A 24776-nucleotide genomic window follows, 5' to 3' on the forward strand; every position below is an offset into this window, starting at 1 on the left:
GTCAGCCGGTGAAGGTGCCGGACTTCACCGGCTCGAAGACGCCGTTCTTGACGGCGTAGACGGTGAGCTGCTTGTTGGTGGCGTCACCGTATTCGTCGAAGGAGACCTTGCCGGTCACACCGTCGAAGGACACGTTCTGCATGGCCTCGGTGACCTTGGCGCGGGCATCGGAGGGCAGCGTGCCGCCGTTGTCGTCGACGACCTTCTTGACGGCCTCGATGATGGCCCAGGCCGAGTCGTAGGAGTAGCCGCCGTAGGCGGAGTAGTCGTCCTTGTAGCCGGCCGCCTTGTAGTCGGCGACGAACTGCTTGGCGGAGGGTAGGGTCTCCACCGGGGCGCCCACGGAGGTGGCCAGGTCGCCTTCGGCCTCCGGGCCGGCCAGCTTGGCGTAGGTGGCGTCGTTGATGCCGTCGCCGCCGACCAGCGGGATCTTCGCACCGGCCGCCTTGATCTGCTTGCTCAGCGGTCCGGCCTGCGGGTATTCGCCGCCGTAGTAGACGACGTCGGCACCGGATTTCTTGACCTTGGTGGCGACGGCGGAGAAGTCCTTGGTGTCGGGGTTGATGTGCTCGGTGCCGACGATCTGCCCGCCGAGTTTTTTGAACTCGGCGCTGAAGGTGCTGGCGAGGCCGGCGCCGTAGGTCTTCTTGTCGTCGATGACGAAGACCTTCCGCTTTTTCGCGTCGTTGTAGACGTACTGGGCGGCGAACGGACCCTGGATGGCGTCGGTGGTGGCGGTGCGGAAGTAGGACTTGTAGGGGCGGACCTTCTTGGTCTGCCAGTCGGGACCCTGGGTGAGAGAGGGGCCGGTGTTGGCGGGGGAGACCTCGACGAGTTTCGCGTCGTCGAAGACCTTCTGCATGGATTCGGCGACGGAGGAGTTGAGCGGCCCGACCACTCCGAGGACGTTCTTGTCGGCGACGAACTTCGAGGCGTTCTGCTGTCCGGCGGACGGCTGCGCCTGGTCGTCGAGAGCTTCGATCTTGAAAGTGACGCCCTTGACGTAGTTCTTCTTGTTGGCGTTCCTGGCGGCGAGATCGGCCGAGTTCTTGATGCCGAGGCCCATGGCGGACAGGTCGCCGGTCAGCGGGGCGTCGACGCCGATGACCACGGTGGTGCCACCGCTGCCGGAGCCGGAGGACCCGGTGTCGCCGCCGCCCCGGGAGCCGCAGGCGGTCAGGGTGAGTGCGCCCGCCGCCAGTGCGGCGGTGATGGCGATGAGCGAACGTAGACGCACGGTCAGTCCTTTCCCGAGGCACGGCCCTCCTCCCTGGAAGGGGCCGAGTCGCACGCCGGCCCGGAGGGATATTCCGACCGCGTGGTGACTGGCGGTGACTCTAAGCGCGGGTACGGAACATCGAGGAGAGTCTGACGGATGCTGTGACGTTCTTGTTATGACCCCGCGTAATACCGAACGGCGACGGGCGGCTGGAGCAGGGGATTCCGGGCCGATTCGCTCGGTCCGATTTACCGGAGCCGCAGGACGCGAGGGGTCCTCGTTCAGGTGTCTCGGCGGTTTTGGTGATGACCGGGAATGTCTCCGGAGGGGGGCGCGGAGACCCGCGGTGAGATCCAGTGCGGGGCGGGACTCGCGAGCGGAACTCTGCCACCGCATTGCCTCCGTATTACACGGTGTTACATCCAGGAAAGACGGTCCGGCATTCCGCGTCACTGTCTCGCATTGTGTGACACGCCGAGGGACGAAGATCGCGCGGACGGACCCAGGTCCGTGGTGAAGGGCGGGCCGGAGCGGAGGGCGGGAGAAAGCCCTGTATGCGGTCGGCTCCTCCGGATCACAGAAGACGGAAGGCTGGATTCCGCGCTTGCTTCCGTGCTTGTCGACCGGCGCCGCGCAGGCGAAGCCCGGGGCGGTTCGCGGCCCCGGTGCGGCGGCACCGGATGCGGGTGCGTGACGTCGCCGCCCTCGCGGGGAACGGCCGGCACGCCGCTTGTCGTGGCGTGGCCCCGGAGGGCGGGCAGCACGGATCCCCGGCGCCGGCCGGCCGAGGGGGCTGTCGCCCGGGTCGTATGCGATCCGCGCCGAGCTGTCCGAGGGGCGCGAGGCGAGCGCTGAGGGGGCGTCAGTGGCCGTGAGGTGTCTGGAAGCCGGCCGACGAGGACCCGGACGGGGCGCCCGGCCCCGGCCTGCGTCCGGAGGCCGGGGCGGGACGCGGGCGCGTCGTGGGCTCAGCCGGCCGCCGGCGGCTGCTGGGCGCCGTCGTCCGGGCGGACGTCGCGCAGCATGCAGGTCAGGCGGGCGCTGCAGACCCGACGGCCCTCCTCGTCGCTGATGGCGATCTCGTAGGTGGCCGTGGAACGCCCCCGGTGCAGGGGCGTGGCCACGCCGGTGACCAGGCCGGAGCGCACCCCGCGGTGGTGGGTGCAGTTCAGGTCCACGCCGACGGCGATCTTCGTCGGCCCGCCGTGCAGCATGGACCCCACGGAGCCGAGCGTCTCGGCCAGCACCGCCGAGGCACCGCCGTGCAGCAGCCCGTACGGCTGGGTGTTGCCCTCCACCGGCATGGTGCCCACGACCCGCTCGGCGGACGCCTCGACGATCTGCACGCCCATCCTGGTGCCGAGGTGTCCGGCGGAGAACAGCGCGGGCAGATCGACGCCGAGCGCGGCGTACTCGTCGACGACCTCCTGCGGGAACTTCACGTGGTGCTGCTCGCCCATGGGACCGGCTCCGTTCGTCGTTGGTCGCTCGCGGCCGGCCCCCGCGCCGGGCGGGGACCGGCCGTCTCGGCTGAGCGAACGCTCAGTCGGCCGCCGATTGTTCCAGACGCACCACGACGGACTTGCTGGCCGGGGTGTTGCTCACATCGGCGGTGGCGTCCAGCGGCACCAGGACGTTCGTCTCCGGGTAGTAGGAAGCCGCGCAGCCGCGGGCGGTCGGGTAGTACACCACCCGGAAGCCCGGCGCCCGCCGCTCCACGCCGTCCTTCCACTCGCCGACCAGGTCGACGTACGACCCGTCGGCGACGCCGAGGCTGCGTGCGTCCTCGGGGTTGACCAGCACCACCCGGCGGCCGTCCGCGATGCCGCGGTAGCGGTCGTTCAGGCCGTAGATCGTGGTGTTGTACTGGTCGTGCGAGCGCAGCGTCTGCAGCAGCAGCCGGCCCTCGGGCAGGTGCGGGTACTCCACCGGTGCGGCGGTGAAGTTGGCCTTGCCGGTGGCCGTGGGGAAGCGGCGCTCGTCGCGCGGGGCGTGCGGCAGCGCGAACCCGCCGGGCCGGGCCACGCGCGCGTTGAAGTCCTCGAACCCGGGCACCACCCGGGCGATCCGGTCGCGGATCTTCGCGTAGTCCTGCTGCAGCTCCTCCCACGGCACCATGCTCCTGTCGCCCAGCACCCGCCGGGCCAGCCCGCACACGATGGCCGGCTCCGAGCGCAGGTGCTCACTCGCCGGTTCGAGCCGGCCGCGGGAGGCGTGCACCATGCCCATCGAGTCCTCGACCGTGACGAACTGCTCCCCGCTCGCCTGCACGTCCCGCTCGGTGCGGCCGAGCGTGGGCAGGATCAGCGCCCGCGCCCCGGTGACCACATGGGACCGGTTGAGCTTGGTCGACACATGCACCGTCAGCCTTGCCCGGCGCATGGCCGCCTCGGTGACCTCGGTGTCGGGGGAGGCGGCGACGAAGTTGCCGCCCATGGCGAAGAACACCTTCGCCTCGCCGTCCCGCAGGGCGCGGATGGCGCGGACCACGTCGTAGCCGTGCTTGCGCGGCGGGGCGAAGCCGAACTCCTTCTCCAGCGCGTCCAGGAACGCGTCGTCGGGCCGCTCGAAGATGCCCATGGTGCGGTCGCCCTGCACATTGGAGTGGCCGCGCACCGGGCACACACCCGCGCCCGGCCGGCCGATGTTGCCGCGCAGCAGCAGGAAGTTGACCACCTCGCGGATGGTCGGCACCGCGTGCTTGTGCTGGGTCAGGCCCATCGCCCAGCACACGATGACGCGCTTGGAGGCCAGCACCATCCGCAGCGCCTCCTCGATCCGGTCACGGGTCAGACCGGTCGCGGCCAGCGTCTCGTCCCAGTCGGCGGCCCGGGCGGCGGCCGCGAACTCCTCGTAGCCGTGGGTGTGGTCGCGGACGAACTCCTCGTCCACCGCTCCCTTGTCGATGATCAGCTTGTTGAGCAGCCGGAACAGCGCCTGGTCGCCGCCGATGCGGATCTGCAGGAACAGGTCGGTCAGTGCGGTGCCGGTGGTCAGGCCCTTGGGCGTCTGGGGGTTGCGGAAGCGTTCCAGGCCCGCCTCGGGCAGCGGATTGACGCTTATGATCTTCGCGCCGTTCGCCTTGGCCTTCTCCAGGGCGGAGAGCATGCGCGGGTGGTTCGTGCCCGGGTTCTGCCCCGCCACGATGATCAGGTCGGCCCGGTACAGGTCCTCCAGCAGCACGCTGCCCTTGCCGACGCCGATGGTCTGCGCCAGCGCCGAGCCGGAGGACTCGTGGCACATGTTGGAGCAGTCCGGCAGGTTGTTCGTGCCCAGCTCGCGGGCGAAGAGCTGGTAGAGGAACGCGGCCTCGTTGCTGGTGCGGCCCGAGGTGTAGAAGACGGCCTCGTCGGGGGAGCCGAGCGCGGCGATCTCCTCGGCGATGATGTCGAAGGCGCGCTCCCAGGTGACCGGCTCGTAGTGCTCGGCGCCCTCCGGCAGATACATGGGGTGGGTGAGGCGGCCCTGCTGCCCCAGCCAGTACCCGCTGCGGCCGGCCAGGTCGGCCACGGAGTGCGCGGCGAAGAACTCCGGGGTGACCCGGCGCAGCGTGGCCTCCTCGGCGACCGCCTTGGCGCCGTTCTCGCAGAACTCCGCGGTGTGCCGGCGGTCCGGTTCCGGCCAGGCGCAGCCCGGGCAGTCGAACCCGTCCTTCTGGTTGACCCGCAGCAGGGTCAGCGCGGTGCGCTTCACACCCATCTGCTCCTGGGCCATCCGCAGACTGTGCTTGATCGCCGGCAGCCCGGCGGCCGCGTGCTTCGGCCCGGTGACCCGCGGCGCGTCCTGCACCGGATCGCCCATGGGCGGTTTCCTGGCCATCGCGCCCTCCCCTTCGACAGCAGTGTCAAGACCTGTGGTGCCGATCCTGCCACGCGGCAGCGGCAACCGGACCGGCCCCTCTCGAGGCGGCGCGCGCCGGCGGCCCCCGGGGCGCGCGGTCCGCGCTGTCAGTGGGGCGTGGCAGGATCGGGGACGTGGCAGAGACAGCATCGAAGAAGACCGACACGACCCAGGGCGGCACCCGTCCCCGGCTGATGCTCATGGACGGGCACTCGCTCGCCTACCGGGCGTTCTTCGCGCTGCCCGCGGAGAACTTCACCACCGCGACGGGCCAGCCGACGAACGCGATCTACGGCTTCGCCTCGATGCTGGCCAACACGCTGCGCGACGAGGCGCCCACGCACTTCGCGGTGGCCTTCGACGTCTCCCGCAAGACCTGGCGCTCGCAGGAGTTCACCGAGTACAAGGCGAACCGCTCCAAGACCCCGGACGAGTTCAAGGGGCAGGTGGAGCTGATCGGCGAGCTGCTCGACGCGATGCACGCCCCGCGCTTCGCCGTCGAGGGGTACGAGGCGGACGACATCATCGCCACCCTCGCCACCCAGGCCGAGGCCGAGGGCTTCGAGGTGCTCATCGTCACCGGCGACCGCGACTCCTTCCAGCTGGTCTCCGAGCACACCACGGTGCTGTACCCGACCCGGGGCGTGTCCGAGCTGACCCGGTTCACCCCGGAGAAGGTCGTCGAGAAGTACGGGCTGACCCCCGCCCAGTACCCGGACTTCGCGGCGCTGCGCGGCGACCCGTCGGACAACCTGCCGGGCATCCCGGGCGTCGGCGAGAAGACGGCCGCGAAGTGGATCAAGCAGTTCGGGTCCTTCGCCGAGCTGGTCGAGCGGGCCGAGGAGGTCAAGGGCAAGGCCGGGCAGAACCTCCGCGACCACCTGGAGGCCGTCAAGCTCAACCGCCGCCTGACCGAACTGGAGCGCACCGTCCCGCTGCCGAAGACGGTCGCCGACCTCGCCCGCGCCCCCTACGACCGCAAGGCCGTCGCCGTCTTCCTGGACGGCCTGGAGATCCGCAACCCGTCGCTGCGCGAGCGGCTCTTCGCCGTCGACCCCGGCGCCGAGGAGGCCGAGGCCACGCCGATCGCGGCGGACGGCGTCGAGGTGGACGGCACCGTGCTGAGCACCGGCGAGCTGGCCGGCTGGCTCGCCGAGCACGGCACCGGGCCGCTGGGCGTGGCCACGGTCGCCACCTGGGCCCTGGGCACCGGCTCGGTCGGCGAGATCGCGCTCGCCACCGCGGAGGGACCGGCCGCCTGGTTCGACCCCTCCGAGCTGGACGAGGCCGACGAGCGGGCGCTGGCCGCCTGGCTGGCCGACGCCGCCCGGCCCAAGACCTTCCACGACGCCAAGAGCGCGATGCGGGTCTTCGCCGAGCACGGCTGGAGCATCGAGGGCGTCACCATGGACACCGCGCTGGCCGCCTACCTGGTCAAGCCGGGCCGCCGCTCCTTCGACCTGGACGCGCTGTCCCTGGAGTACCTGCACCGCGAGCTGACGCCCGCCGCCCAGGCCGACGGCCAGCTCGCTTTCGGCGCGGACGAGGCCGCCCAGGCGGACGCGCTGATGCTCCAGGCCCGCGCGATCGTCGACCTCGCCACGGCCTTCGAGGCCCGGCTGGAGGAGGTCGGCGCCGCCGGTCTGCTGCGCGACATGGAGCTGCCCACCTCGGCGCTGCTGGCCCGCATGGAGCGGCACGGCATCGCCGCGGACCGCGCCCACCTGGAGGCGATGGAGCAGACGTTCGCGGGCGCGGTGCAGCAGGCCGTCAAGGAGGCCCACGCGGCCGCCGGGCACGAGTTCAACCTCGGCTCGCCCAAGCAGCTGCAGGAGGTTCTCTTCGGCGAGCTGAACCTGCCGAAGACCAAGAAGACCAAGACCGGCTACACCACCGACGCCGACGCGCTGGCCTGGCTGGCCACGCAGACCGACAACGAGCTGCCGGTGATCATGCTGCGCCACCGTGAGCAGGCCAAGCTCCGCGTCACGGTCGAGGGGCTGATCAAGACCATCGCGGCCGACGGCCGGATCCACACCACCTTCAACCAGACCGTCGCGGCGACCGGACGGCTGTCCTCCACCGACCCCAACCTGCAGAACATCCCGGTGCGCACCGACGAGGGCCGGGCCATCCGCCGCGGGTTCGTGGTCGGCGAGGGCTACGAGTCCCTGATGACCGCCGACTACAGCCAGATCGAGCTGCGTGTGATGGCGCACCTGTCCGAGGACGAGGGCCTGATCCAGGCGTTCACCTCCGGCGAGGACCTGCACACCACGGCGGCCTCCCAGGTCTTCGGCGTGGCCCGTTCCGCGGTGGACGCCGAGATGCGTCGCAAGATCAAGGCGATGTCGTACGGCCTGGCCTACGGGCTGTCGGCCTTCGGCCTGTCCCAGCAGCTGAACATCGACGCCGCCGAGGCACGAGCCCTGATGGAGGCGTACTTCGAGCGGTTCGGCGGGGTCCGGGACTACCTGCGCCGGGTCGTCGACGAGGCCCGCGCGACCGGCTACACGGCGACCCTCTTCGGACGCCGCCGCTATCTGCCCGACCTCAACAGCGACAACCGCCAGCGCCGCGAGGCGGCCGAACGCATGGCCCTGAACGCGCCCATCCAGGGCACGGCCGCGGACATCGTCAAGATCGCCATGCTGAAGGTGGACGGGGCGCTGCGCGAGGCCGGCCTGCGTTCCCGCATGCTGCTCCAGGTCCATGACGAGATCGTCCTGGAGATCGCCCCCGGCGAGCGGGCCGCGGTCGAGGAGATCGTCCGCCGCGAGATGACCGGCGCCGTGCGGCTGCGGGCACCGCTGGACGTGTCGGTGGGCGTCGGCCCGGACTGGGAGTCGGCCGCGCACTGAGCATCCCCGGCGGGACGGGGAGCGGGCGGGTCCACGGGCCCGGTGCCGTTCCCCCGTCCGGCCCGTGCACCGCGCCGGGACGTCACTCCGGCGGCCCCCGCCCGGGCGCACGCGCCCTTGGCGCCCGCCAGGATGCGGGCATGGGTATACGCATGCTCAACCACCGGCCGGCGGTGTCCCGGGCGGCCGTCGGAGCGGCCCCCGCCGCACCGGCCTCGCCGGTCCCGGCTTTCGCGGCCGGCGCAAGCACCGCCCGTATCCCCGTCGGTCCCGCCACCGCCGTACGCCGCGCGGTGACCGGCCTGAGCCGCCGTCTCGCACCCGGTGAACCGTGCCCCTGGCGCGTGTGGGCCGACCTGGCCCGCGGCTATGTCGCGCTCGCCCTGGAGGGGCTGCCGTTGCGGCCGGCCCCCGCACGCACCTTCACCGTCTTCGTCGCGGCCGTTCCCCAGCCTGCCGAGAGCCCGGGCGGCCGGTCCGGCCGCGACCCGGGCCCGCACCGGCAGGACCAGCCCGCTCCCGCGGGCGGGCCGGGCCGCGACGACCGCCGGCCCCACGACGACCGCCCCCGCTCGCAGCGGCACGGCACACGCCCCGACCGGCGCCGGGACGACCGGAACCCGCCGGGCCTCAGGGACCGGTGAGCCGCGCCTTTCCGGGCGGCCGGGGGCTCTGCTGCCGCCCGGCGCGGCACTCGCCGCACTGCCCCCACCGGTCGTGCCGGGCATTCTGGTCCTCCGCGCGGACGCCAGGGGGAAGCGCCCGCCGTCCGCAGCCGGCCGTCCGGCCGGCAGCAAGCCCACGGCGTGCCACGCCGCATCCGTGACCCTCCGTCAGGCCCCCGTCACATTGCCCTCGCACGGCTGCATCGACCTCCCCTCTCCCGCTTGCCGCACTCGGTGCCGTCCGCCCGACAGCACACGACGGACCGGTGACATCCGGGCACCAACGACTCCCGGCGCAAAGGAAGCTGTCGTAGGGTCACGTGCGTCGTACACCTGTATGTCCTCACGAGGGCAACCTGTGTCGCGGGTCGACCGTCACAACAGGGCGGGCAGACAGCACAGCAGGACGCTCGGACGTCCATGGGAGGGGTTCACTTCATGGCGGCGTACTTCGGCAGGAGGCTGTACAAGGGAGCGGCCACCACGGCCGTGGCCGCAGCGGCGGTCGCGGCTCTCACCGCCTCCCAGGCTCCCGTCACCACGGTCGACGGCCAGGACAGACCCACCGCCACCGACACCGGCCTCCCCACCGACGGCGACGGCGCCGCCACCGGCAACTCGCCGTACTGGACGGACCTTCCGCCGCTGAGCACCGCGAGCCCCGCGCCGGACGCCGAGGCCACGATTCCGCACACCCCGTCCGAGGCGGGCATACCCGCGACCGTGCTCGACGCCTACAAGAAGGCCGCGGCCGAACTGCGCGCCGCCCAGCCCGGATGCAACCTGCCCTGGGAACTCCTCGCCGCCATCGGCAAGGTGGAGTCCGGTCAGGCCCGCGGTGGCCGCGTCGACGCCGAGGGCACCACGACCTCGAAGATCCTCGGACCGGTCCTCGACGGCAACGGTTTCGCCCGCATCCCCGACACCGACCACGGTGCCTGGGACGGCGACACCACCTACGACCGCGCGGTCGGCCCCATGCAGTTCATCCCCTCCACCTGGGCATGGGCGGGCCGCGACGGCAACGGCGACGGCGCGAAGGACCCCGACAACATCTACGACGCCGCGCTCGCCGCGGGCCACTACCTGTGCCGCAACGGCTGGGACCTGTCCGACCCGGACGACCTCGCCCGGGCGATCCTCAGCTACAACAGCTCCCAGGACTACCTGCACACCGTCCTGTCCTGGCTGGAGTACTACCGCAAGGGCACCCACACCATCCCGGACGGCACCGGCCCGCTGCCCTCCGGGCGCAGCGACGGCACCGGCACCCACCGCGGATCGTCGTCCCCCACGCCCTCCGCGCCGCCGGCGAGCCCCCGGCCGCGCCACGACGGCGACGGCGGCAAGGAGGGCAAGGACAGCCAGGACGGCAAGCAGGGGCAGGAGGGTCAGGACGGCAAGGACGGCACCGCACCGGGCGACTCGGGCACGGCGCCCGGCACCGGCAGCGGAAACGGCAGCGGCAGCGGCGGCACGGGCCAGACCCCGCCGGCCACGCCCACCGACCGGGTGCACCACCTCGCGGACGTGGACACCGGCGAGCTCACCGCCATGGCCGGCGACACCTTCGCCCAGCGGATCCGCACCCGGGCCGAGACCGAGGACGGCGAAGGCGTCGCCAAGGTCCGGGTCCGCTTCGTGATCACCGGCGACACCGACACCACCTTCGCGGGCGGCGAGAAGGTCGCCACCGTCCTCACCGACGGCTCCGGAGTCGCCGAGGCCCCGGCGCTGCGGGCGGGCGAGCAGACCGGTGAGGTCACCGTGCGCACCGCCCTCGTCGGCCGCACCGTCCCCGGCCCCGAGTACAAGGCCACTGTCACCGAACGCGCCGCCGACACCCTGGTCCGCACCGGCGACACCGCGCTGATCTGCACCCCGGGCGGCGCGTTCGTCGAGCAGGTCGAGGTGAAGGCGACCTACCGAGGTGCGCCCGCGGACCGGGTCGCGGTCACCGCCACGCTCGTGAAGTCCGCCGACGACCCGGCCGAGAACGACAAGGGCCCCTACTTCAAGGACGCCGACGGCACGCCCGTGCGCACCCTGAAGGACCTGCGGACCGACGACCAGGGCCTGCTGAAGCTGCCGAAGCTGTACGCGGACGACACCACCGGCACCTTCCTGCTGCGCATCACCACTGCCGGCGGCGCGGCGCTCACGGTGGAGCTGAAGGTCGCCGGCGGTGACTCCGCCGACCCCTCACCGGGCACCTCGTCCGAGCCCGCACCCGGCACCTCCGCCGAGCCCAGGCCGGGCACCTCCGCCGAGGCGTCGCCCGCCGCCTCCCCGTCGCCGGCCGCTTAGGGCGTGTCCGGAAAGTCGCGCCGTCCGCCCGCAGGGCACGCCGCCGCCGGACGGGCCCCGCGGCGGCGGGAGCCCTCGGCGGCCGTCAGGAGCGCCGGAGCCGGGCGTTGGTGTGCCGGGTCGGCTCGGCGGTCGCCGGGTCCTCGGGCCAGGGATGCCGGGGATACCGCCCCCGCAGCTCGGCCCGCACCGCCCGGTAGCCGTCCTGCCAGAAGGAGGCCAGGTCGGCGGTGACGGCGGCGGGCCGCCCGGCGGGGGAGAGCAGATGCACCAGCACGGGCACCCCGGCGACGACCGGGGTGTCCCGCAGGCCGAACATCTCCTGCAGCTTCACGGCGAGCACCGGCTGCCCGGGATCGGTGTAGTCGAGACGGATGCGGGACCCGCTGGGCACGGTGATCCGCTCCGGGGCCAGCTCGTCCAGCCGCGCCGCCTCGCCCGACGCCCAGGGCAGCAGCCGCGCCAGCGCCTGCCCGGCGTCGATCCGGGCCAGGTCCGCGCGGCGCCGGGCCCGGCTCAGCTCCGGCTCCAGCCACTCCTCCGCACGCGCCAGCAGCGCCTCGTCGTCCACGGCGGGCCAGGGCTCGCCGAGCCGGTGGTGCAGGAAGGCCAGCCGCCGGCGCAGCGTCACGGCGTCCGCCGTCCACCGCAGCAGCCCGAGCCCCTCCTGCCGCAGCCCGTCCAGCAGCGCCTCGCGGACCCGGGCCGCATCGCCCCCGGCCGACGGGCGCACCGCCAGCTCCACCGCCCCCAGCCGCTCGACCCGCCGCGCCACCACGTCGCCGCCGGCCCAGTGCACCTCGTCCCGCTCCTCGTGCAGGGCCCGCGCCGCGAGCCGGGCGACGTTCTCGTCGACGGCCGCGGCGAGCCGCACCCGGGCGTGCCGGACGCCGGCCGGCCGGTCGGCCACCGCGACCGCGATCCAGGGGGAGCCGCGCAGCGCGGAGTCCTCGGGCAGCTCGGCGCGCGTCCCGGACACCATGAGATACGAGCCGCCGTCGAGCCGGGCCACCCGCTCCGGGAAGGCCAGCGCGGTGACCAGCCCGACGAGCCGGTCGCCGGACAGCGGTGCGCCGGCGTCCTGCCCGGGACCGGGGCCGTCCCCGGTCCGCGTCCCGTCGGCCGGTGCTCCGGCGCCGGCGGTCGCGGCGGCCCGCAGCCGCCGCACCTCGGCCCGCCACCGCACGGGGTAGCCGTCGCGCCCGCCGCCCCGGCGCGCGTCGCGGCCCGCCCCGGTCTCCTCGTCCGGCGCCCGGCCGGCCCGGCGGACGGCCCGCAGCGCCGCGGCGAGATCGTCCCCGTACTCGCGCGGCACCTCCTCGCTGAGCAGGGCGACGACCTCGGCGACCGCACCGGCGTCGCCCAGACGGGCGGAGGCGTCCAGCAGGGCCCGGCCCAGCCGCGGGTGCACGCCCAGACGGGCCAGCCGCACGCCCCGCTCGGTGGCCCGCCCGGAGGCGTCCACCGCGCCCACCGCGGCCAGCACCGTCCGCGCCGCCGCCATCGCACCGCCCGGCGGGGCGTCCAGCAGCGCGAGCCCGGAGGCATCGGGATCGCCCCAGCAGGCCGCCTGCAGGGCGAACGCGGTCAGGTCGGCCACCTTGATCTCCGGAGCGGGGAACCGCGGCAGCAGGCCGTCCTCCGCCTGGTCCCAGCACCGGTACACCGTGCCCGGCGCCTCGCGGCCGGCCCGTCCGGCCCGCTGCCTCGCCGACGCCCGCGAGGCCCGGACCGTGGTCAGCGCGCTCAGCCCGCGCGCGTGGTCCACCCGCGGTTCCCGCGCCAGCCCCGAGTCGACCACCACCCGCACTCCGGGCACCGTCAGCGACGACTCCGCCACGGAGGTGGCGAGCACCACCCGGCGGCGCCGCCCCGGCGCCAGCACGGCGTCCTGCACGGCCGCCGGAGCACGCCCGTGCACCCGGAGCACCTCCACCTCGCCGAGGTCCCCCAGCTGCCCCGCGACCCGCTCGATCTCGCCCACACCGGGCAGGAAGCACAGCACGTCCCCGGTCCGCTCGGCGAGCGCGCGCCGCACCACCGACACCACGTGCGCCAGCAGCGCCGGGTCCACCCGCATGCCGTGCGGCGGCCGCACCGGGCGCGGCGGCGGCGCCCACACGACGTCCACCGGATGCGACGGCCCGTGCGCCTCGACCACCGGGGCGCCGCCGAGCAGCCGCGCCCAGCCCTCCGCGTCCGTGGTCGCCGACGCGGCCACCAGACGCAGCTCGGGCCGCAGCGTCTGCCGTACGTCCCACAGGAAGGCCGCCGCCGTGTCCGCGTCCAGGTGCCGCTCGTGGCACTCGTCCAGCAGCATCACGTCCACGCCCGCCAGTTCCGGGTCGCGCTGCAGGCGCTGCACCAGCACGCCGGTGGTGAGGACCTCCACGCGGGTGCGCGGCCCGGTCACCCGCTCCCCGCGGACGGCGTAGCCGACGCTCGCTCCGGTCTCCTCGCCCAGCAGCCACGCCATCCGGCGGGCCGCCGCCCGTGCCGCGATCCGCCGCGGCTCGGCCACCACCACCCGCCGGGCCGGGCCCGCCCCGCCCAGCAGGCCGGCCAGGGCGAGCGGCACCAGGGTGGTCTTGCCGGTACCGGGCGGCGCCACGAGGACCGCGGTCCCGTGGCCGTCGAGGGCGTCGTGCAGAGCGGGCAGGGCGTCGCGCACCGGCAGCGCGTCCAGGGCGTCGTCACGGATCACGCCCTCCAGTGTCCTCACCGCGCCGGCCGGGGCGGACGGCACCCCGCGCCGGCGCCCCCGCCCCGCGGAGCCGTCAGTCCCGGACGCAGACGAAGATCGCCGTCCCCGGGATCAGATGCCCGCGCAGCGGGGACCAGCCGCCCCACTCGGAGGTGTTCCAGTCCGGCCACTCCGGCTCCACCAGGTCCACCAGGCGGAAGCCCGAGGCCACCACGTCCCGGACCCGGTCGCCGAGCGTGCGGTGGTGCTCCACGTAGACGGCGTTGCCCTCCTCGTCCTGCTCCACGTACGGCGTGCGGTCGAAGTAGGAGGCGGACACGCTCAGCCCCTCGGGGCCGGGCTCGTCGGGGAAGGCCCAGCGGACCGGGTGCGTCACCGAGAACACGAACCGCCCGCCCGACCGCAGCACCCGGTGCACCTCCCGCAGCACCAGCCGTGGGTCGGCGACGAAGGGCAGCGCCCCGTACGCGGAGCAGGCCAGGTCGAAGGAGCCGTCCGCGAAGGGCAGCGCGCCGGCGTCGGCGCACACCAGGGGGAAACAGCCGCCGATGCGCAGCGCGTGCTGCAGCTGGCGGTGCGAGAGGTCCAGGGCCACCGGGCGGGCGCCCTGCGCGGCCAGCCAGCGCGAGCACTGGGCGGCACCGGCGCCGACCTCCAGGACGTCCTTGCCTTTCAGCTCCTCCACCGGGCCGAGCAGCTCGGCCTCCACCTCGTCCAGGCCCTCGGGGCACCACACGAACCGGTCGTCGCCGAGAAACGTGCCGTGCTCGGTCTGGTACTCGTCGGCGTTGCGGTCCCACCAGCCCCGGTTGGCCCGGACGCTCTCCGTGACACCGGCCGCGCGCCGCGTGGCCTCCGGCTCGGGCGCGGCAGCGCCCGTCTCCCGCTCTTGGATGATCCGCTCCCTCGTCGTACTCTTCCGTCCAGCCCGCCGGGCGGAGCGCCGCGACGGGCGCCGACGCCCGTGCCGGACGCCGGGCGGAGACAGGGTGTGTGCCGCATATGCGGTGATCTGCCCTGGGTGTGCGGCTTCGCGCATTGACCATGCCCGCCTGCCCCCGTATGCTACAAGTTGCGCTGCGGGCCTGCGCGCCTCGGACGGAGCAGGCTGCGCTCGCATCTGTTGTTGTCCCCTCGGTTGTCGAGGCGCCGCCCTTGGTGGCGCTTCCTTGGCTGTCCGGCTTCTACAGAGCGAAACGGGCTCCGGCGTAAGCAGTACCTACGACTTCAATGTCCGTACCGGAGCCCTTTCCCACATGACGAGCAGCACCGAGACCACCGCGACCACCCCTCAGGTAGCGGTCAACGACATCGGTAACGAGGAAGCCTTCCTCGCAGCGATCGACGAGACGATCAAGTACTTCAACGACGGCGACATCGTCGACGGCGTCATCGTGAAGGTCGACCGGGACGAGGTCCTGCTCGACATCGGGTACAAGACCGAAGGTGTCATCCCGAGCCGCGAGCTCTCGATCAAGCACGACGTCGACCCGAACGAGGTCGTCGCCGTCGGTGACGAGATCGAGGCCCTTGTCCTCCAGAAGGAGGACAAGGAAGGCCGCCTGATCCTCTCGAAGAAGCGCGCCCAGTACGAGCGTGCCTGGGGCACCATCGAGAAGATCAAGGAAGAGGACGGCATCGTCACCGGTACCGTCATCGAGGTCGTCAAGGGTGGTCTCATCCTCGACATCGGCCTCCGCGGCTTCCTCCCGGCCTCCCTGGTCGAGATGCGCCGTGTCCGCGACCTCCAGCCGTACGTCGGCAAGGAGCTCGAGGCGAAGATCATCGAGCTGGACAAGAACCGCAACAACGTGGTCCTCTCCCGCCGTGCCTGGCTGGAGCAGACCCAGTCCGAGGTCCGTCAGACGTTCCTCACGACCCTGCAGAAGGGTCAGGTGCGCTCCGGTGTGGTCTCCTCGATCGTCAACTTCGGTGCCTTCGTGGACCTCGGCGGCGTCGACGGTCTGGTCCACGTCTCGGAGCTGTCCTGGAAGCACATCGACCACCCGTCCGAGGTCGTCGAGGTGGGCCAGGAGGTCACCGTCGAGGTCCTCGACGTCGACATGGACCGCGAGCGTGTCTCCCTGTCGCTGAAGGCGACCCAGGAAGACCCGTGGCAGCAGTTCGCCCGCACCCACCAGATCGGCCAGGTCGTGCCCGGCAAGGTCACCAAGCTGGTGCCGTTCGGTGCGTTCGTCCGCGTGGACGAGGGCATCGAGGGTCTGGTCCACATCTCCGAGCTGGCCGAGCGCCACGTGGAGATCCCCGAGCAGGTCGTCCAGGTCAATGACGAGATCTTCGTCAAGGTCATCGACATCGACCTCGAGCGCCGTCGCATCAGCCTCTCGCTGAAGCAGGCCAACGAGTCCTTCGGTGCCGACCCGCTGGCGGTCGAGTTCGACCCGACCCTGTACGGCATGGCCGCGTCCTACGACGACCAGGGCAACTACATCTACCCCGAGGGCTTCGACCCGGAGACCAACGACTGGCTGCCGGGCTACGAGAAGCAGCGCGAGGAGTGGGAGCGCCAGTACGCCGAGGCCCAGGCCCGGTTCGAGGCGCACCAGGCCCAGGTCATCAAGTCCCGCGAGGCGGACGCTGCTGCCGCCGCCGAGGGTGGCGACGCCGCCGCTCAGGCGTCCGGCGGCTCGTACTCCTCCGAGGGCGGCGACAACTCCGGCGCCCTGGCCTCCGACGAGGCCCTGGCCGCCCTGCGCGAGAAGCTGGCCGGCGGACAGAGCTGACGCTCACCGCAGGGCCCTTCCCGGCCCGAGGCTGACGGCCGTGGCCCGCACCCCGAACGGTGCGGGCCACGGCCGTTCCGGTACACAGGACACGGACACCTCACGAGGTCGCCGGCGTCCCGGATGCGCGCGGGAATGCCCGTTGGCCGCGCCTCGTTGTACTCGTACGAACACAAGGAGGGGCGTTCACAGTGCTTGATCCGCAGGGTTTGTACGCATGGGAGCCGAAGGGCCTGTCGGTCGTCGACATGGCGCTCGCCCAGGAATCGGCCGGCCTGGTCATGCTGTACCACTTCGACGGCTACATCGACGCCGGCGAGACCGGGGGTCAGATCGTCGAGCGGCTCCTCGGTTCGCTGCCCCACCAGCTCGTGGCGCGTTTCGACCACGACCGGCTCGTGGACTACCGGGCCCGGCGTCCCCTGCTGACCTTCCGGCGCGACCGCTGGACCGACTACGAGGTGCCCGCCATCGAGGTGCGCCTGCTGCAGGACACCACCGGCGCGCCGTTCCTGCTGCTGTCCGGCCCGGAGCCCGACGTGGAGTGGGAGCGCTTCGTCGCGGGCGTGCTGCAGATCGTGGAGCGGCTCGGGGTGCGCCTGTCGGTGAACGTGCACGGCATCCCCATGGGCGTCCCGCACACCCGGCCGGTCGGCCTGACCCCGCACGGCAACCGGAGCGACCTCGTCCCCGGTCACCGCAGCCCCTTCGAGGAGGCCCAGGTGCCGGGCAGCGCCGAGGGCCTGCTGGAGTACCGCCTGATGGAGGCGGGGCACGACGTCCTGGGCGTGGCCGCGCACGTGCCGCACTACATCGCCCGCTCGCCCTACCCGGACGCCGCCCTGACCGCCCTGGAGGCGATCACCGCCGCCACCGGCCTGGTCCTGCCGACCGTCGCCCACGCGCTGCGCAGCGACGCCCACCGCACGCAGACGGAGATCGACCGCCAGATCCGCGAGGGAGACGAGGAACTCACCGCCCTCGTCCAGGGCCTGGAGCACCAGTACGACGCAGCGGCCGGGGCGCAGACCCGCGGCAACATGCTCGCCGAACCCCTGGAGATCCCCTCCGCCGAGGAGCTCGGCCGCGAGTTCGAGCGGTTCCTGGCCGAGCGGGAGGGCGGCGACAACTGACGCCCGCCGGGGGCCGCCCGCACCTGTGGGATCTAAGCTGCCGCTCATGCTGAAGGTAGGCCTGACCGGCGGTATCGGAGCCGGCAAGAGCGAGGTGTCCCGGATGCTCGTGGAGTGCGGGGCGGTCCTGATCGACGCCGACCGCGTCGCGCGCGAGGTCGTCGCCCCGGGCACGCCCGGTCTGACGGCGGTCGTGGAGGCGTTCGGCCCGGAGGTCCTCGCCCCCGACGGCTCCCTGGACCGGCCCCGGCTCGGCGCGATCGTCTTCGGCGACCCGGAGAAGCTCGCCCTGCTGAACTCGATCGTCCACCCGCTGGTCGGCGCCCGCTCCCGCGAGCTGGAACAGGCCGCAGCCGAGGACGCCGTCGTGGTCCACGACGTCCCCCTGCTGACGGAGAACGGCCTGGCCCCGCTGTACGACGTGGTCGTCGTGGTGGACGTGGCGCCCGAGACGCAGCTCGACCGTCTGGTGCGGCTGCGGGGCATGACCGAGGAGGACGCGCGCGCCCGGATGGCCGCCCAGGCCACCCGAGAGGAACGCCGGAAGATCGCGGACATCGTCATCGACAACGACGTCCCGCTGGAGCAGCTGCGCCGGCGAGTGCGCGAGGTGTGGGAGGACCTCACGCGCCGGGCGCACGCCGCCGCCCCGGCCGCGCGGTCCCGCAAGCCGGAGGCCACCGAAGGGGCGCCCGGGCAGGAGCCCCAGGAATAGCTCTGCCCTGCACAGGCGTTGAAACGCCCCAGTGAGGGAAGGACTGTGTCGTGCCCGACTCCAGCGGTTCCACCGGAGGTACTCCGGAGACGCATGTCATAGATTTTCGCGCCGCCGAGCGTCTGCTGGCCGCGCGGGACCCGCGGGGCGCGGTGAGGCTGCTCGACTCGGTCATCGCCGCGCACCCCGAGAACACCGCCGCCCGCCTGCTGCGGGCGCGCGCCTTCTTCGCCGCGGCGCAGCTCAGACCGGCGGAACTCGAGTTCAGCATCGTGCTGGAACGGGAGCCGGACAACGCCTACGCGCACTTCGCGCTCGGCCGGACCTACGAGCGGCAGGGCCGCCCCGACCAGGCCCGGCGCCATTTCCGGCTCGCCGCGGCGCTGGACCCCAACCCCGAGTACCTGCAACGGGCCAAGTTCGACACGTAAGACGCCGAGGCCCTCGCCAGAATGCCGAGGCTCCCGCCCACCACCCGGGCGCACCGTCCGCCCCCGCCCGCCCGCCGCTACCGGCCCTTGTTCTCCGGCGGCTCGTACGGGGGGACGTCCCGGCCCGGCTGGAAGTGCGGGCCCTGCCGGATGTGGCGCACGACCACGGCGAAGTCCACAGCCATCAGCAGCAACAGCACCCCGCACGCCGCCGCCCAGCCCGGGTGGCCGAGCAGCACGAACACCACGAGGGCGGCGATCACCCACGCCATCCCCCACACGCTCAGCCACAGCCGTGCCCGCAGTGCACTGCGCGCGGTCCTCGGTTCGCTGCCTGTCCGCATGGCCATCACCGCTCCTTCTCGCACCGTACTCGCGCAGCGAGGAAACGGGCAAAAGGGGCGACGGCCGACCGGGGTTCACCGGCCGCGCGTGCGGCCCTTCGACCGGACGGACCCCTCCCGGCCTCCGGCGCCCAGGCCGGGCATGCCGGTGAGGCCGCGCAGGCGTTCCAGCTCGCGGCGGTCGCGCTTGGTGGGGCGGCCGGCGCCGCGGTCGCGCACCCCGATGGAGGCGACGGCCTCGCGGGGCGGGGGCGGCGGGGAGTTGTCGATGTAGCACTGGGCGGCCACCGGGGCGCCCACCCGCTTGCGGATCAGCCGGGTGACGACGACGATCCGCTCCCGGCCCTCGTGCCGCAGGCGCACCTCGTCCCCGACCCGCACCGCGTGGGCGGGCTTGACCCGCTCGCCGTTCACCCGGACGTGTCCGCCGCGGCAGGCGGTGGCGCCGATGGAACGGGTCTTGACCAGCCGTACCGCCCAGATCCAGCTGTCGATCCGCACCGTCTCGCCGTTCGCCGGGGCGGCCGCCTCCGCGGCGGCCACGGCCGCGGCGATCTTGGGGTCCGCGGCGGCGGACGGCTCGGCTCCGGCGGCCTTGCCGGCGTCCCGGTCACGGTCCATGTCGCGCTCGTCGTCCTCCACTGCCATGGCTATGACCTTAGTCTCTCCGCGGCGCCGCACCGGACGGCCGGCCGCGTGCGGGCCGCGCGCGGCCGCGGGCGAGGGCACCGTCGCCGCGTTCCCGCACCGCGGGACCGTACGGTGGAGGCATGGACTCCAGCGGCCTGGCGGCCCTCGACCGGCGGATCACGCAGTGCCGGGCCTGCCCGCGGCTCGTGGCCTGGCGCGAGGAGGTGGCCAGGACCAGACGTGCGGCCTTCGCCGACCAGCCGTACTGGGGGCGCCCGGTGCCGGGGTTCGGGCCGCCGGACGCCCGTCTGCTGATCGTGGGGCTCGCCCCGGCCGCGCACGGCGGCAACCGCACCGGCCGCATGTTCACCGGGGACCGCTCCGGCGACGTGCTGTACCAGGCGCTGTACGACATCGGGCTGGCCTCGCAGCCGGCCTCCGTGCACCGGGACGACGGCCTGCACCTGTACGGCGTGCGGGTCACCGCACCGGTGCACTGCGCCCCGCCCGCCAACAAGCCGGCGCCCCGCGAGCGCGACACCTGCCGGCCCTGGCTGGTGCAGGAGCTGCGGCTGCTGCGGCCCGGGCTGCGGGCCGCGGTGGTGCTCGGTGCCTTCGGCTGGCAGGCCGCGCTGCCCGCGTTCGCCGAGGCCGGCTGGACGGTGCCCCGGCCCCGCCCCGCCTTCGCGCACGGCGCCCATGTGCGACTGGACGGCCTCGACCTCTTCGGCTGCTTCCACGTCAGCCAGCGCAACACCTTCACCGGCCGGCTCACTCCCGCGATGCTCCGGGACGTCCTGCGCACGGCGGCCCGGACGGCGGGACTGCCCGTGGTGGACTCCCCGAGCGGCCAGGGGGAGTGAGACCGCGCTGCGCGGGCACGCGCACGTCCCGTGCCCCTGGCCGGGGGGTGCCCGCCGGCCGGCCGCTCCGGTGGTGTGAGCCGGGCCGCGTCACCGGCGGTGAACGCGTGTCGACCGGGTCCCGGCACCGGCACAGGAGGGGGCCGTCGCCCGTGCCGGACGGTTGACGGCTTGCGGCACGGGGCCGGATGGAGACGCAGGGTGGACGGGCGGACGGTGGTCGAACGGTTCCCCGCGGGCGGCCCGCGCGGGTCGTGGCAGGCACAGGAGTTCGCGCGTGCGCGGCGTCAGGAGGGGCTGCCCGCCGAGGTCGTGACGGACCTGGCGACGGACACGTTCCTGGTGTTCGTGCGCAGCGGAGACAACGGCGCCGGCCCCGCCGTCCGACGGGGCGGCCGGGCGCCGGTGCGGCCCTCGCGCACCCGGCGGCCGCACAGACCGTCCGGGGCGCGGAGGGGGAGAGGGCGCGGGACACGTGGCCCCGGCCCTTGGGCGAGCGAGGCCTGTGCAGGGGCCCCGCCGGGTGGTGCAGACGCTAGACGCTGACCGGGCGGGACCACGCCGGGGTGGTGCCCGTCACCCGGCACAGCGCCAGATAGAGCGGAATCGGCGGGGTGTACGGAACGGTGCCGTCCGGCCGGTGGATGAGGGCCGGCGGCCGGTCCGGGGCCACGCCGGGCAGCACCGCGCCGGTCACGTAGTGCGCCGGGGCGGGCCACGGGAGCGCGTAGTCGGAGTCGGCCGGCACGATCCACCACCAGGTGGTCGCGTCGGCGTAGACACAGCCCACGCGGGGCAGCCGGGGCAGCAGCTGGGGCCCGATGCGGGCCGGTGCCGACACCGCGTCGCAGCCCAGCGGGAGCGTCATGTCCTCGGGCAGGGACAGCCGGCACGACACGCCGGCCGTGCCGGATCCTCCGGGCGCGTCGGACACATGGGTCCGGCGGCCCAGGCGGACGAGGGTGTCGAGGCTGCGTACCGGGCCGGAGCCGGAAGAGCCGCTCACAGCCATGAGGCCCCCGCTCCCGGTATGCGGCCCGGAGCCGCCGGCTGCGGTGTGCGCGGCGGCCGTGCCACGGCACCGGACGGCTGCGGCAGGCCCTTGGGCGACTGGCGCGGCGTCAGCTGCGGTTGACGAAGCCTCATGTGCGGTACCGTCCGTGCTCCTTGGGGTGCGTGCGGCACGCCCGGCTGCGCCTGCCGTGCGCCGGGAAGAGGCGCCGTGCGGCGCGCGCCGGTGTGCGGCCGGCCGTCGTCGGGGCGCGGCCGGCATCCCTCGGGCGCCGTGGTGTCCCGCCGCGGGGCGTCCTGGCCGTCCCGGGCCGGCTGAGGGCCGGGCAGCGGCTTGGGACGGGCGCCCCAGCCGAGGTCCCCGCGCGCCTCCTCCTCGGGCTGCGTGCGGGCCTCGGGCGCACCGCCGCGCGGCAGTTCGGCCCACACCACAAGACCGGAGCCGTGCTGCTGCGCGCCCCAGGCGTGACAGACCGCGTCGACGAGGAGCAGACCCCTGCCGTGTTCCTCCTCCGGACGCGGAGGGAAGGGGCTCGGATCCCCCGGCGCGCTGCCTTCGTCGTGCACCGCGATGCGCACCCGGTCGTCGGTGTCGTGCAGTTCGCACACCACGCGCCGGCTCGCGGTGTGCACGACGGCATTGGTGACCAGCTCGGAGACGACCAGCGCCGCGGTGTCGCGGGTGTCCTCGCAGACCGACCAGATGGCGAGCCGGGATCTGGTCAGCCGCCGGGCCTGGGCGGGGGAACCCGGATCTGCGGCCAGTTCGAAGCGGAACCTGCGCTCGGCAACGGCCCGCGCGGGGCTCGCTCCCGTGGCGGCACCGGAGGCGGGGGAACCTGCGGCGGCTGTTCCTAAGGGCGGGGACGGAATCACGCTTGCCACTATCGCCCCGTCACAAACACTTGGCAAGGGTCACTCTGAAAAATGCAGAGTGCTTCACGACGGAGTGAAGGGGCGTGGCAGACTGCTCGCAACAGCATGTGCGTGGCACCGGCCGAGGTCACCGGGGATCCGGCGGGTCTTCGAGCCGGCCTTCGCACCGGTGCCGCGGGGCTGTGGGTCCTCCGGGCCGGCCGGTCTCACGGGCCGGTGCGGTCCGGCTGTTCCCGGGTCCGCAGGCGAGATGGAGGTGGAGTGTGAGCGAACCGCGGTCCGCGCCGACCGTCGGACAGGTCGTGCTCGGCCGGCGCCTGCTCGATCTGCGGGAACGTGCCGGGCTCAAGCGGGAGGAGGCCGCTCGCGTCCTGCGGGTCGCTCCGGCCACGGTCCGGCGCATGGAGACGGCCGAGGTCGCCCTCAAGGTCCCGTACGTGCAGCTGCTGCTGAAGGCCTACGGCGTCCCCGACGACGAGGCCGAGGTCTTCGTGCAGCTGGTGGAGGAGGCCAACCGGCCCGGCTGGTGGCAGCGGTTCCACGACATCCTGCCCGGCTGGTTCTCGATGTACGTCAGCCTGGAGGGTGCCGCCTCGCTCATCCGGTCGTACGAACCCCACTTCGTGCCCGGTCTGCTGCAGACCGAGGAGTACGCGCGGGGGGTGCTCACGTCCGGGGCCGTCGGCCAGACCAGTCCGGAGGACATCGAGCGCCATGTCGCGCTGCGCATGCAGCGGCAGGAACTGCTCACACGCCCCGACGCGCCCCGGTTCTGGGCCGTGCTCGACGAGACGGTGCTGCGCCGTCCCGTCGGCGGCCCCGAGGTGATGCGCGCGCAGATCGACAGGCTGCTCGAAGCCGCCGAGCTGCCCAATGTCACGCTGCAGATCGCCCCGTTCTCCTCGGGACCCCACCCCGGCACCTACGGGCCGTTCGTGCTGTTCCGATTCGCCGTGCCCGAACTTCCGGACATGGTCTACAGCGAGTACCTGACCGGCGCCGTCTACCTGGACGCGCGCAGCGAGGTGGCCGCCCACCTGGAGGTCATGGACCGCATGGCGGCGCTGGCCGCCACGGCACAACGCACCAAGGAGATCCTCCGGGATCTCCACAAGGAGTACTGAATGGATCACACCACCTCGTCCCAGCCGCCCGGCCCGCATACCCGCGGCGTGCGGATCTACAACGGCATGCCCGCCCGTGAACTGGGCGACGAGGGCTGGCACAAGCCGTGGAGCGGCGGCAACGGAGGCAACTGCCTGGAGGCGATGAAGCTGGCGGACGGCCGGATCGCGGTGCGCCAGTCCACCGACCCGGACGGCCCCGCGCTCATCTACACCACCGACGAGATGACCGCCTTCATCGAGGGCGCCAAGGCGGGGGTGGCCGACTTCCTGCTCTCCTGACTCTTCTCTGTGTTTCTTTTTATGCTCAATTGGCTAGTTCCGCATGGACTCTGATGGATCATCAAGCTGACTCATCCTTACGGAGCGTTCTATGACCGGGCAGGACACACCGCTCGACCACGGCCACATCGCCGGGCCCACCGGCCCGTCGGTCCTCATCGACACCAGCAAGCCCCATCCCGCACGGATGTACGACTGGTATCTGGGCGGCAAGGACAACTACCCGGTCGACGAGGAGCTGGGCCGGCAGATGCTGGCCCTCGAACCCCGCGTGCCGGTGATGGCCAAGGTGAACCGCGCGTTCATGCACCGCGCCACCCGCTGGCTGGCCGGCCAGGGGATACGGCAGTTCCTCGACATCGGCACGGGCATCCCCACGGAGCCGAACCTGCACCAGGTCGCGCAGGAGGTCGCACCCGACGCCCGCGTCGTCTACTGCGACAACGACCCCATCGTGCTGGCGCACGCGGCGGCCCTGCTGCACGGCACACCGCAGGGAGCCACCGACTACCTGCAGGCCGACGTCCGCGACCCGGACACCATTCTCGAGGGTGCCCGCACGACCCTGGACCTGACCCGGCCCGTCGCGCTGTCCCTGATCGCGCTGCTCCACTTCGTGACCGACGAGGACGGCGCGCACGACCTGGTGCGCCGGCTGCTCGCCGACCTGCCCTCGGGCAGCTACCTGGTGATGACCCACGCCACCGCCGACTTCACCCCCGAGGAGTCGGTGGTGGCCACGGAGAAGCTCAAGGCGGGCGGCGTCACCCTGGCGCTGCGCTCCCGCGAGGAGTTCGCCCGCTTCTTCGACGGTCTGGAGCTGGTGGACCCCGGCGTCGAGGTGGTGCACCGCTGGCACCCGGAACTGGGCGAGCCGGTGCCGGGACAGGACGACGGGGTCATCCCGGGTTACGGGGCGGTGGCCCGCAAGCCCTGATCCCGCAAGCCCAGCCCTGATCCCGCAGGCCCTGACCGTCCGCAGCCGCGCCGCACCGGGCCCCGGTCCGCGCACCGTCCGTGCGCGGCC

General features: G+C 73.3%; 20 protein-coding genes and 1 pseudogene. 12 read left to right on the forward strand and 9 right to left on the reverse strand.

Translation table 11 applies throughout. The annotated features are described in order from the left end of the window. Nucleotide 1: 1 nt before the first annotated feature. The 3 genes from IE286_RS04370 to IE286_RS04380 all read right to left on the reverse strand — a co-directional run bounded on the left by IE286_RS04370 (nucleotide 2) and on the right by IE286_RS04380 (nucleotide 5038). A complete protein-coding gene (locus IE286_RS04370; protein WP_189795258.1) occupies nucleotides 2-1237 on the reverse strand; it encodes a branched-chain amino acid ABC transporter substrate-binding protein in 1236 nt (411 codons plus the stop codon). A gap of 950 nt (nucleotides 1238-2187) precedes the next feature. Next, nucleotides 2188-2679: a PaaI family thioesterase gene (locus IE286_RS04375; protein ID WP_189795259.1), complete on the reverse strand. Its 492-nt coding sequence runs from the start codon at nucleotides 2677-2679 to the stop codon at nucleotides 2188-2190. Between the two features lie 82 nt (nucleotides 2680-2761). Then, nucleotides 2762-5038 (reverse strand): FdhF/YdeP family oxidoreductase, encoded by a 2277-nt coding sequence (locus IE286_RS04380; RefSeq protein WP_189795260.1) that lies wholly within the window; start codon nucleotides 5036-5038, stop codon nucleotides 2762-2764. A 155-nt stretch (nucleotides 5039-5193) separates the two neighbouring features. Between IE286_RS04380 and polA the strand changes: the two genes are divergently transcribed. The 3 genes from polA (at nucleotide 5194) to IE286_RS04395 (ending at nucleotide 10892) form a co-directional block, all read left to right on the forward strand. Beyond that, nucleotides 5194-7920 (forward strand): DNA polymerase I, encoded by a 2727-nt coding sequence (polA, locus tag IE286_RS04385; protein WP_189795261.1) that lies wholly within the window; start codon nucleotides 5194-5196, stop codon nucleotides 7918-7920. A gap of 140 nt (nucleotides 7921-8060) precedes the next feature. Continuing rightward, a complete protein-coding gene (locus IE286_RS04390; protein WP_189795262.1) occupies nucleotides 8061-8564 on the forward strand; it encodes a hypothetical protein in 504 nt (167 codons plus the stop codon). Between the two features lie 459 nt (nucleotides 8565-9023). Next, nucleotides 9024-10892, forward strand: coding sequence for a lytic transglycosylase domain-containing protein (locus IE286_RS04395; RefSeq protein WP_189795432.1), 1869 nt, complete (start codon nucleotides 9024-9026; stop codon nucleotides 10890-10892). An 85-nt stretch (nucleotides 10893-10977) separates the two neighbouring features. Here IE286_RS04395 and hrpB read toward each other — a convergent pair whose 3' ends face one another. Both hrpB and IE286_RS04405 read right to left on the reverse strand, forming a co-directional pair. Next, a complete protein-coding gene (gene hrpB, locus IE286_RS04400; RefSeq protein WP_189795263.1) occupies nucleotides 10978-13596 on the reverse strand; it encodes an ATP-dependent helicase HrpB in 2619 nt (872 codons plus the stop codon). A 73-nt stretch (nucleotides 13597-13669) separates the two neighbouring features. Next, nucleotides 13670-14635 (reverse strand): class I SAM-dependent methyltransferase, encoded by a 966-nt coding sequence (locus tag IE286_RS04405; RefSeq protein WP_229861943.1) that lies wholly within the window; start codon nucleotides 14633-14635, stop codon nucleotides 13670-13672. 217 nt (nucleotides 14636-14852) lie between these two features. Between IE286_RS04405 and rpsA the strand changes: the two genes are divergently transcribed. The 4 genes from rpsA (at nucleotide 14853) to IE286_RS04425 (ending at nucleotide 18619) form a co-directional block, all read left to right on the forward strand. Then, entirely contained in the window at nucleotides 14853-16340 is a 1488-nt protein-coding gene (gene rpsA / locus IE286_RS04410) for a 30S ribosomal protein S1 (protein WP_189795264.1), read from the forward strand. 191 nt (nucleotides 16341-16531) lie between these two features. Then, nucleotides 16532-17473 carry a proteasome assembly chaperone family protein gene (locus IE286_RS04415; protein WP_189795265.1) on the forward strand — a complete coding sequence of 314 codons (942 nt, stop codon included), beginning with the start codon at nucleotides 16532-16534 and terminating at the stop codon, nucleotides 17471-17473. Nucleotides 17474-17519: 46 nt separating this feature from the next. Then, nucleotides 17520-18188, forward strand: coding sequence for a dephospho-CoA kinase (gene coaE, locus IE286_RS04420; RefSeq protein WP_189795266.1), 669 nt, complete (start codon nucleotides 17520-17522; stop codon nucleotides 18186-18188). Between the two features lie 50 nt (nucleotides 18189-18238). Continuing rightward, nucleotides 18239-18619 carry a tetratricopeptide repeat protein gene (locus IE286_RS04425; RefSeq protein ID WP_189795267.1) on the forward strand — a complete coding sequence of 127 codons (381 nt, stop codon included), beginning with the start codon at nucleotides 18239-18241 and terminating at the stop codon, nucleotides 18617-18619. A gap of 77 nt (nucleotides 18620-18696) precedes the next feature. Here the strand turns inward: IE286_RS04425 and IE286_RS04430 are convergent, their stop codons facing one another. Both IE286_RS04430 and IE286_RS04435 read right to left on the reverse strand, forming a co-directional pair. Then, entirely contained in the window at nucleotides 18697-18963 is a 267-nt protein-coding gene (locus IE286_RS04430) for a DUF6343 family protein (protein WP_189795434.1), read from the reverse strand. Nucleotides 18964-19038: 75 nt separating this feature from the next. Then, on the reverse strand, nucleotides 19039-19611 hold the full coding sequence (locus IE286_RS04435) for an RNA-binding S4 domain-containing protein (RefSeq protein WP_189795268.1): 573 nt from the start codon (nucleotides 19609-19611) through the stop codon (nucleotides 19039-19041). Between the two features lie 122 nt (nucleotides 19612-19733). Between IE286_RS04435 and IE286_RS04440 the strand changes: the two genes are divergently transcribed. After that, on the forward strand, nucleotides 19734-20456 hold the full coding sequence (locus tag IE286_RS04440) for a uracil-DNA glycosylase (RefSeq protein WP_189795269.1): 723 nt from the start codon (nucleotides 19734-19736) through the stop codon (nucleotides 20454-20456). Nucleotides 20457-20657: 201 nt separating this feature from the next. Further along, nucleotides 20658-20825: pseudogene (locus tag IE286_RS28020) on the forward strand (DUF8839 family protein); the annotation flags it as partial. Nucleotides 20826-20991: 166 nt separating this feature from the next. Here IE286_RS28020 and IE286_RS04445 read toward each other — a convergent pair. Both IE286_RS04445 and IE286_RS27850 read right to left on the reverse strand, forming a co-directional pair. Further along, nucleotides 20992-21468 carry a hypothetical protein gene (locus IE286_RS04445; RefSeq protein WP_189795270.1) on the reverse strand — a complete coding sequence of 159 codons (477 nt, stop codon included), beginning with the start codon at nucleotides 21466-21468 and terminating at the stop codon, nucleotides 20992-20994. Next, nucleotides 21459-22343 carry an ATP-binding protein gene (locus IE286_RS27850; protein ID WP_372462489.1) on the reverse strand — a complete coding sequence of 295 codons (885 nt, stop codon included), beginning with the start codon at nucleotides 22341-22343 and terminating at the stop codon, nucleotides 21459-21461. Before IE286_RS27850 ends, IE286_RS04445 begins: the two co-directional genes overlap by 10 nt. A gap of 263 nt (nucleotides 22344-22606) precedes the next feature. Here IE286_RS27850 and IE286_RS04455 point away from each other — a divergent pair, with 263 nt between their 5' ends. The 3 genes from IE286_RS04455 to IE286_RS04465 all read left to right on the forward strand — a co-directional run bounded on the left by IE286_RS04455 (nucleotide 22607) and on the right by IE286_RS04465 (nucleotide 24686). Continuing rightward, complete coding sequence (locus IE286_RS04455; RefSeq protein ID WP_189795272.1) at nucleotides 22607-23467, forward strand: Sco1979 family transcriptional regulator; 861 nt, start codon at nucleotides 22607-22609, stop codon at nucleotides 23465-23467. Further along, entirely contained in the window at nucleotides 23468-23749 is a 282-nt protein-coding gene (locus IE286_RS04460) for a DUF397 domain-containing protein (protein ID WP_189795273.1), read from the forward strand. A 91-nt stretch (nucleotides 23750-23840) separates the two neighbouring features. After that, the gene (locus IE286_RS04465; RefSeq protein ID WP_189795274.1) at nucleotides 23841-24686 is read left to right on the forward strand and encodes an SAM-dependent methyltransferase; all 846 of its coding nucleotides are present in this window, start codon (nucleotides 23841-23843) and stop codon (nucleotides 24684-24686) included. Nucleotides 24687-24776: the final 90 nt, after the last annotated feature.

Source organism: Streptomyces thermodiastaticus, from assembly GCF_014656135.1.
GTDB lineage: Bacteria > Actinomycetota > Actinomycetes > Streptomycetales > Streptomycetaceae > Streptomyces > Streptomyces thermodiastaticus.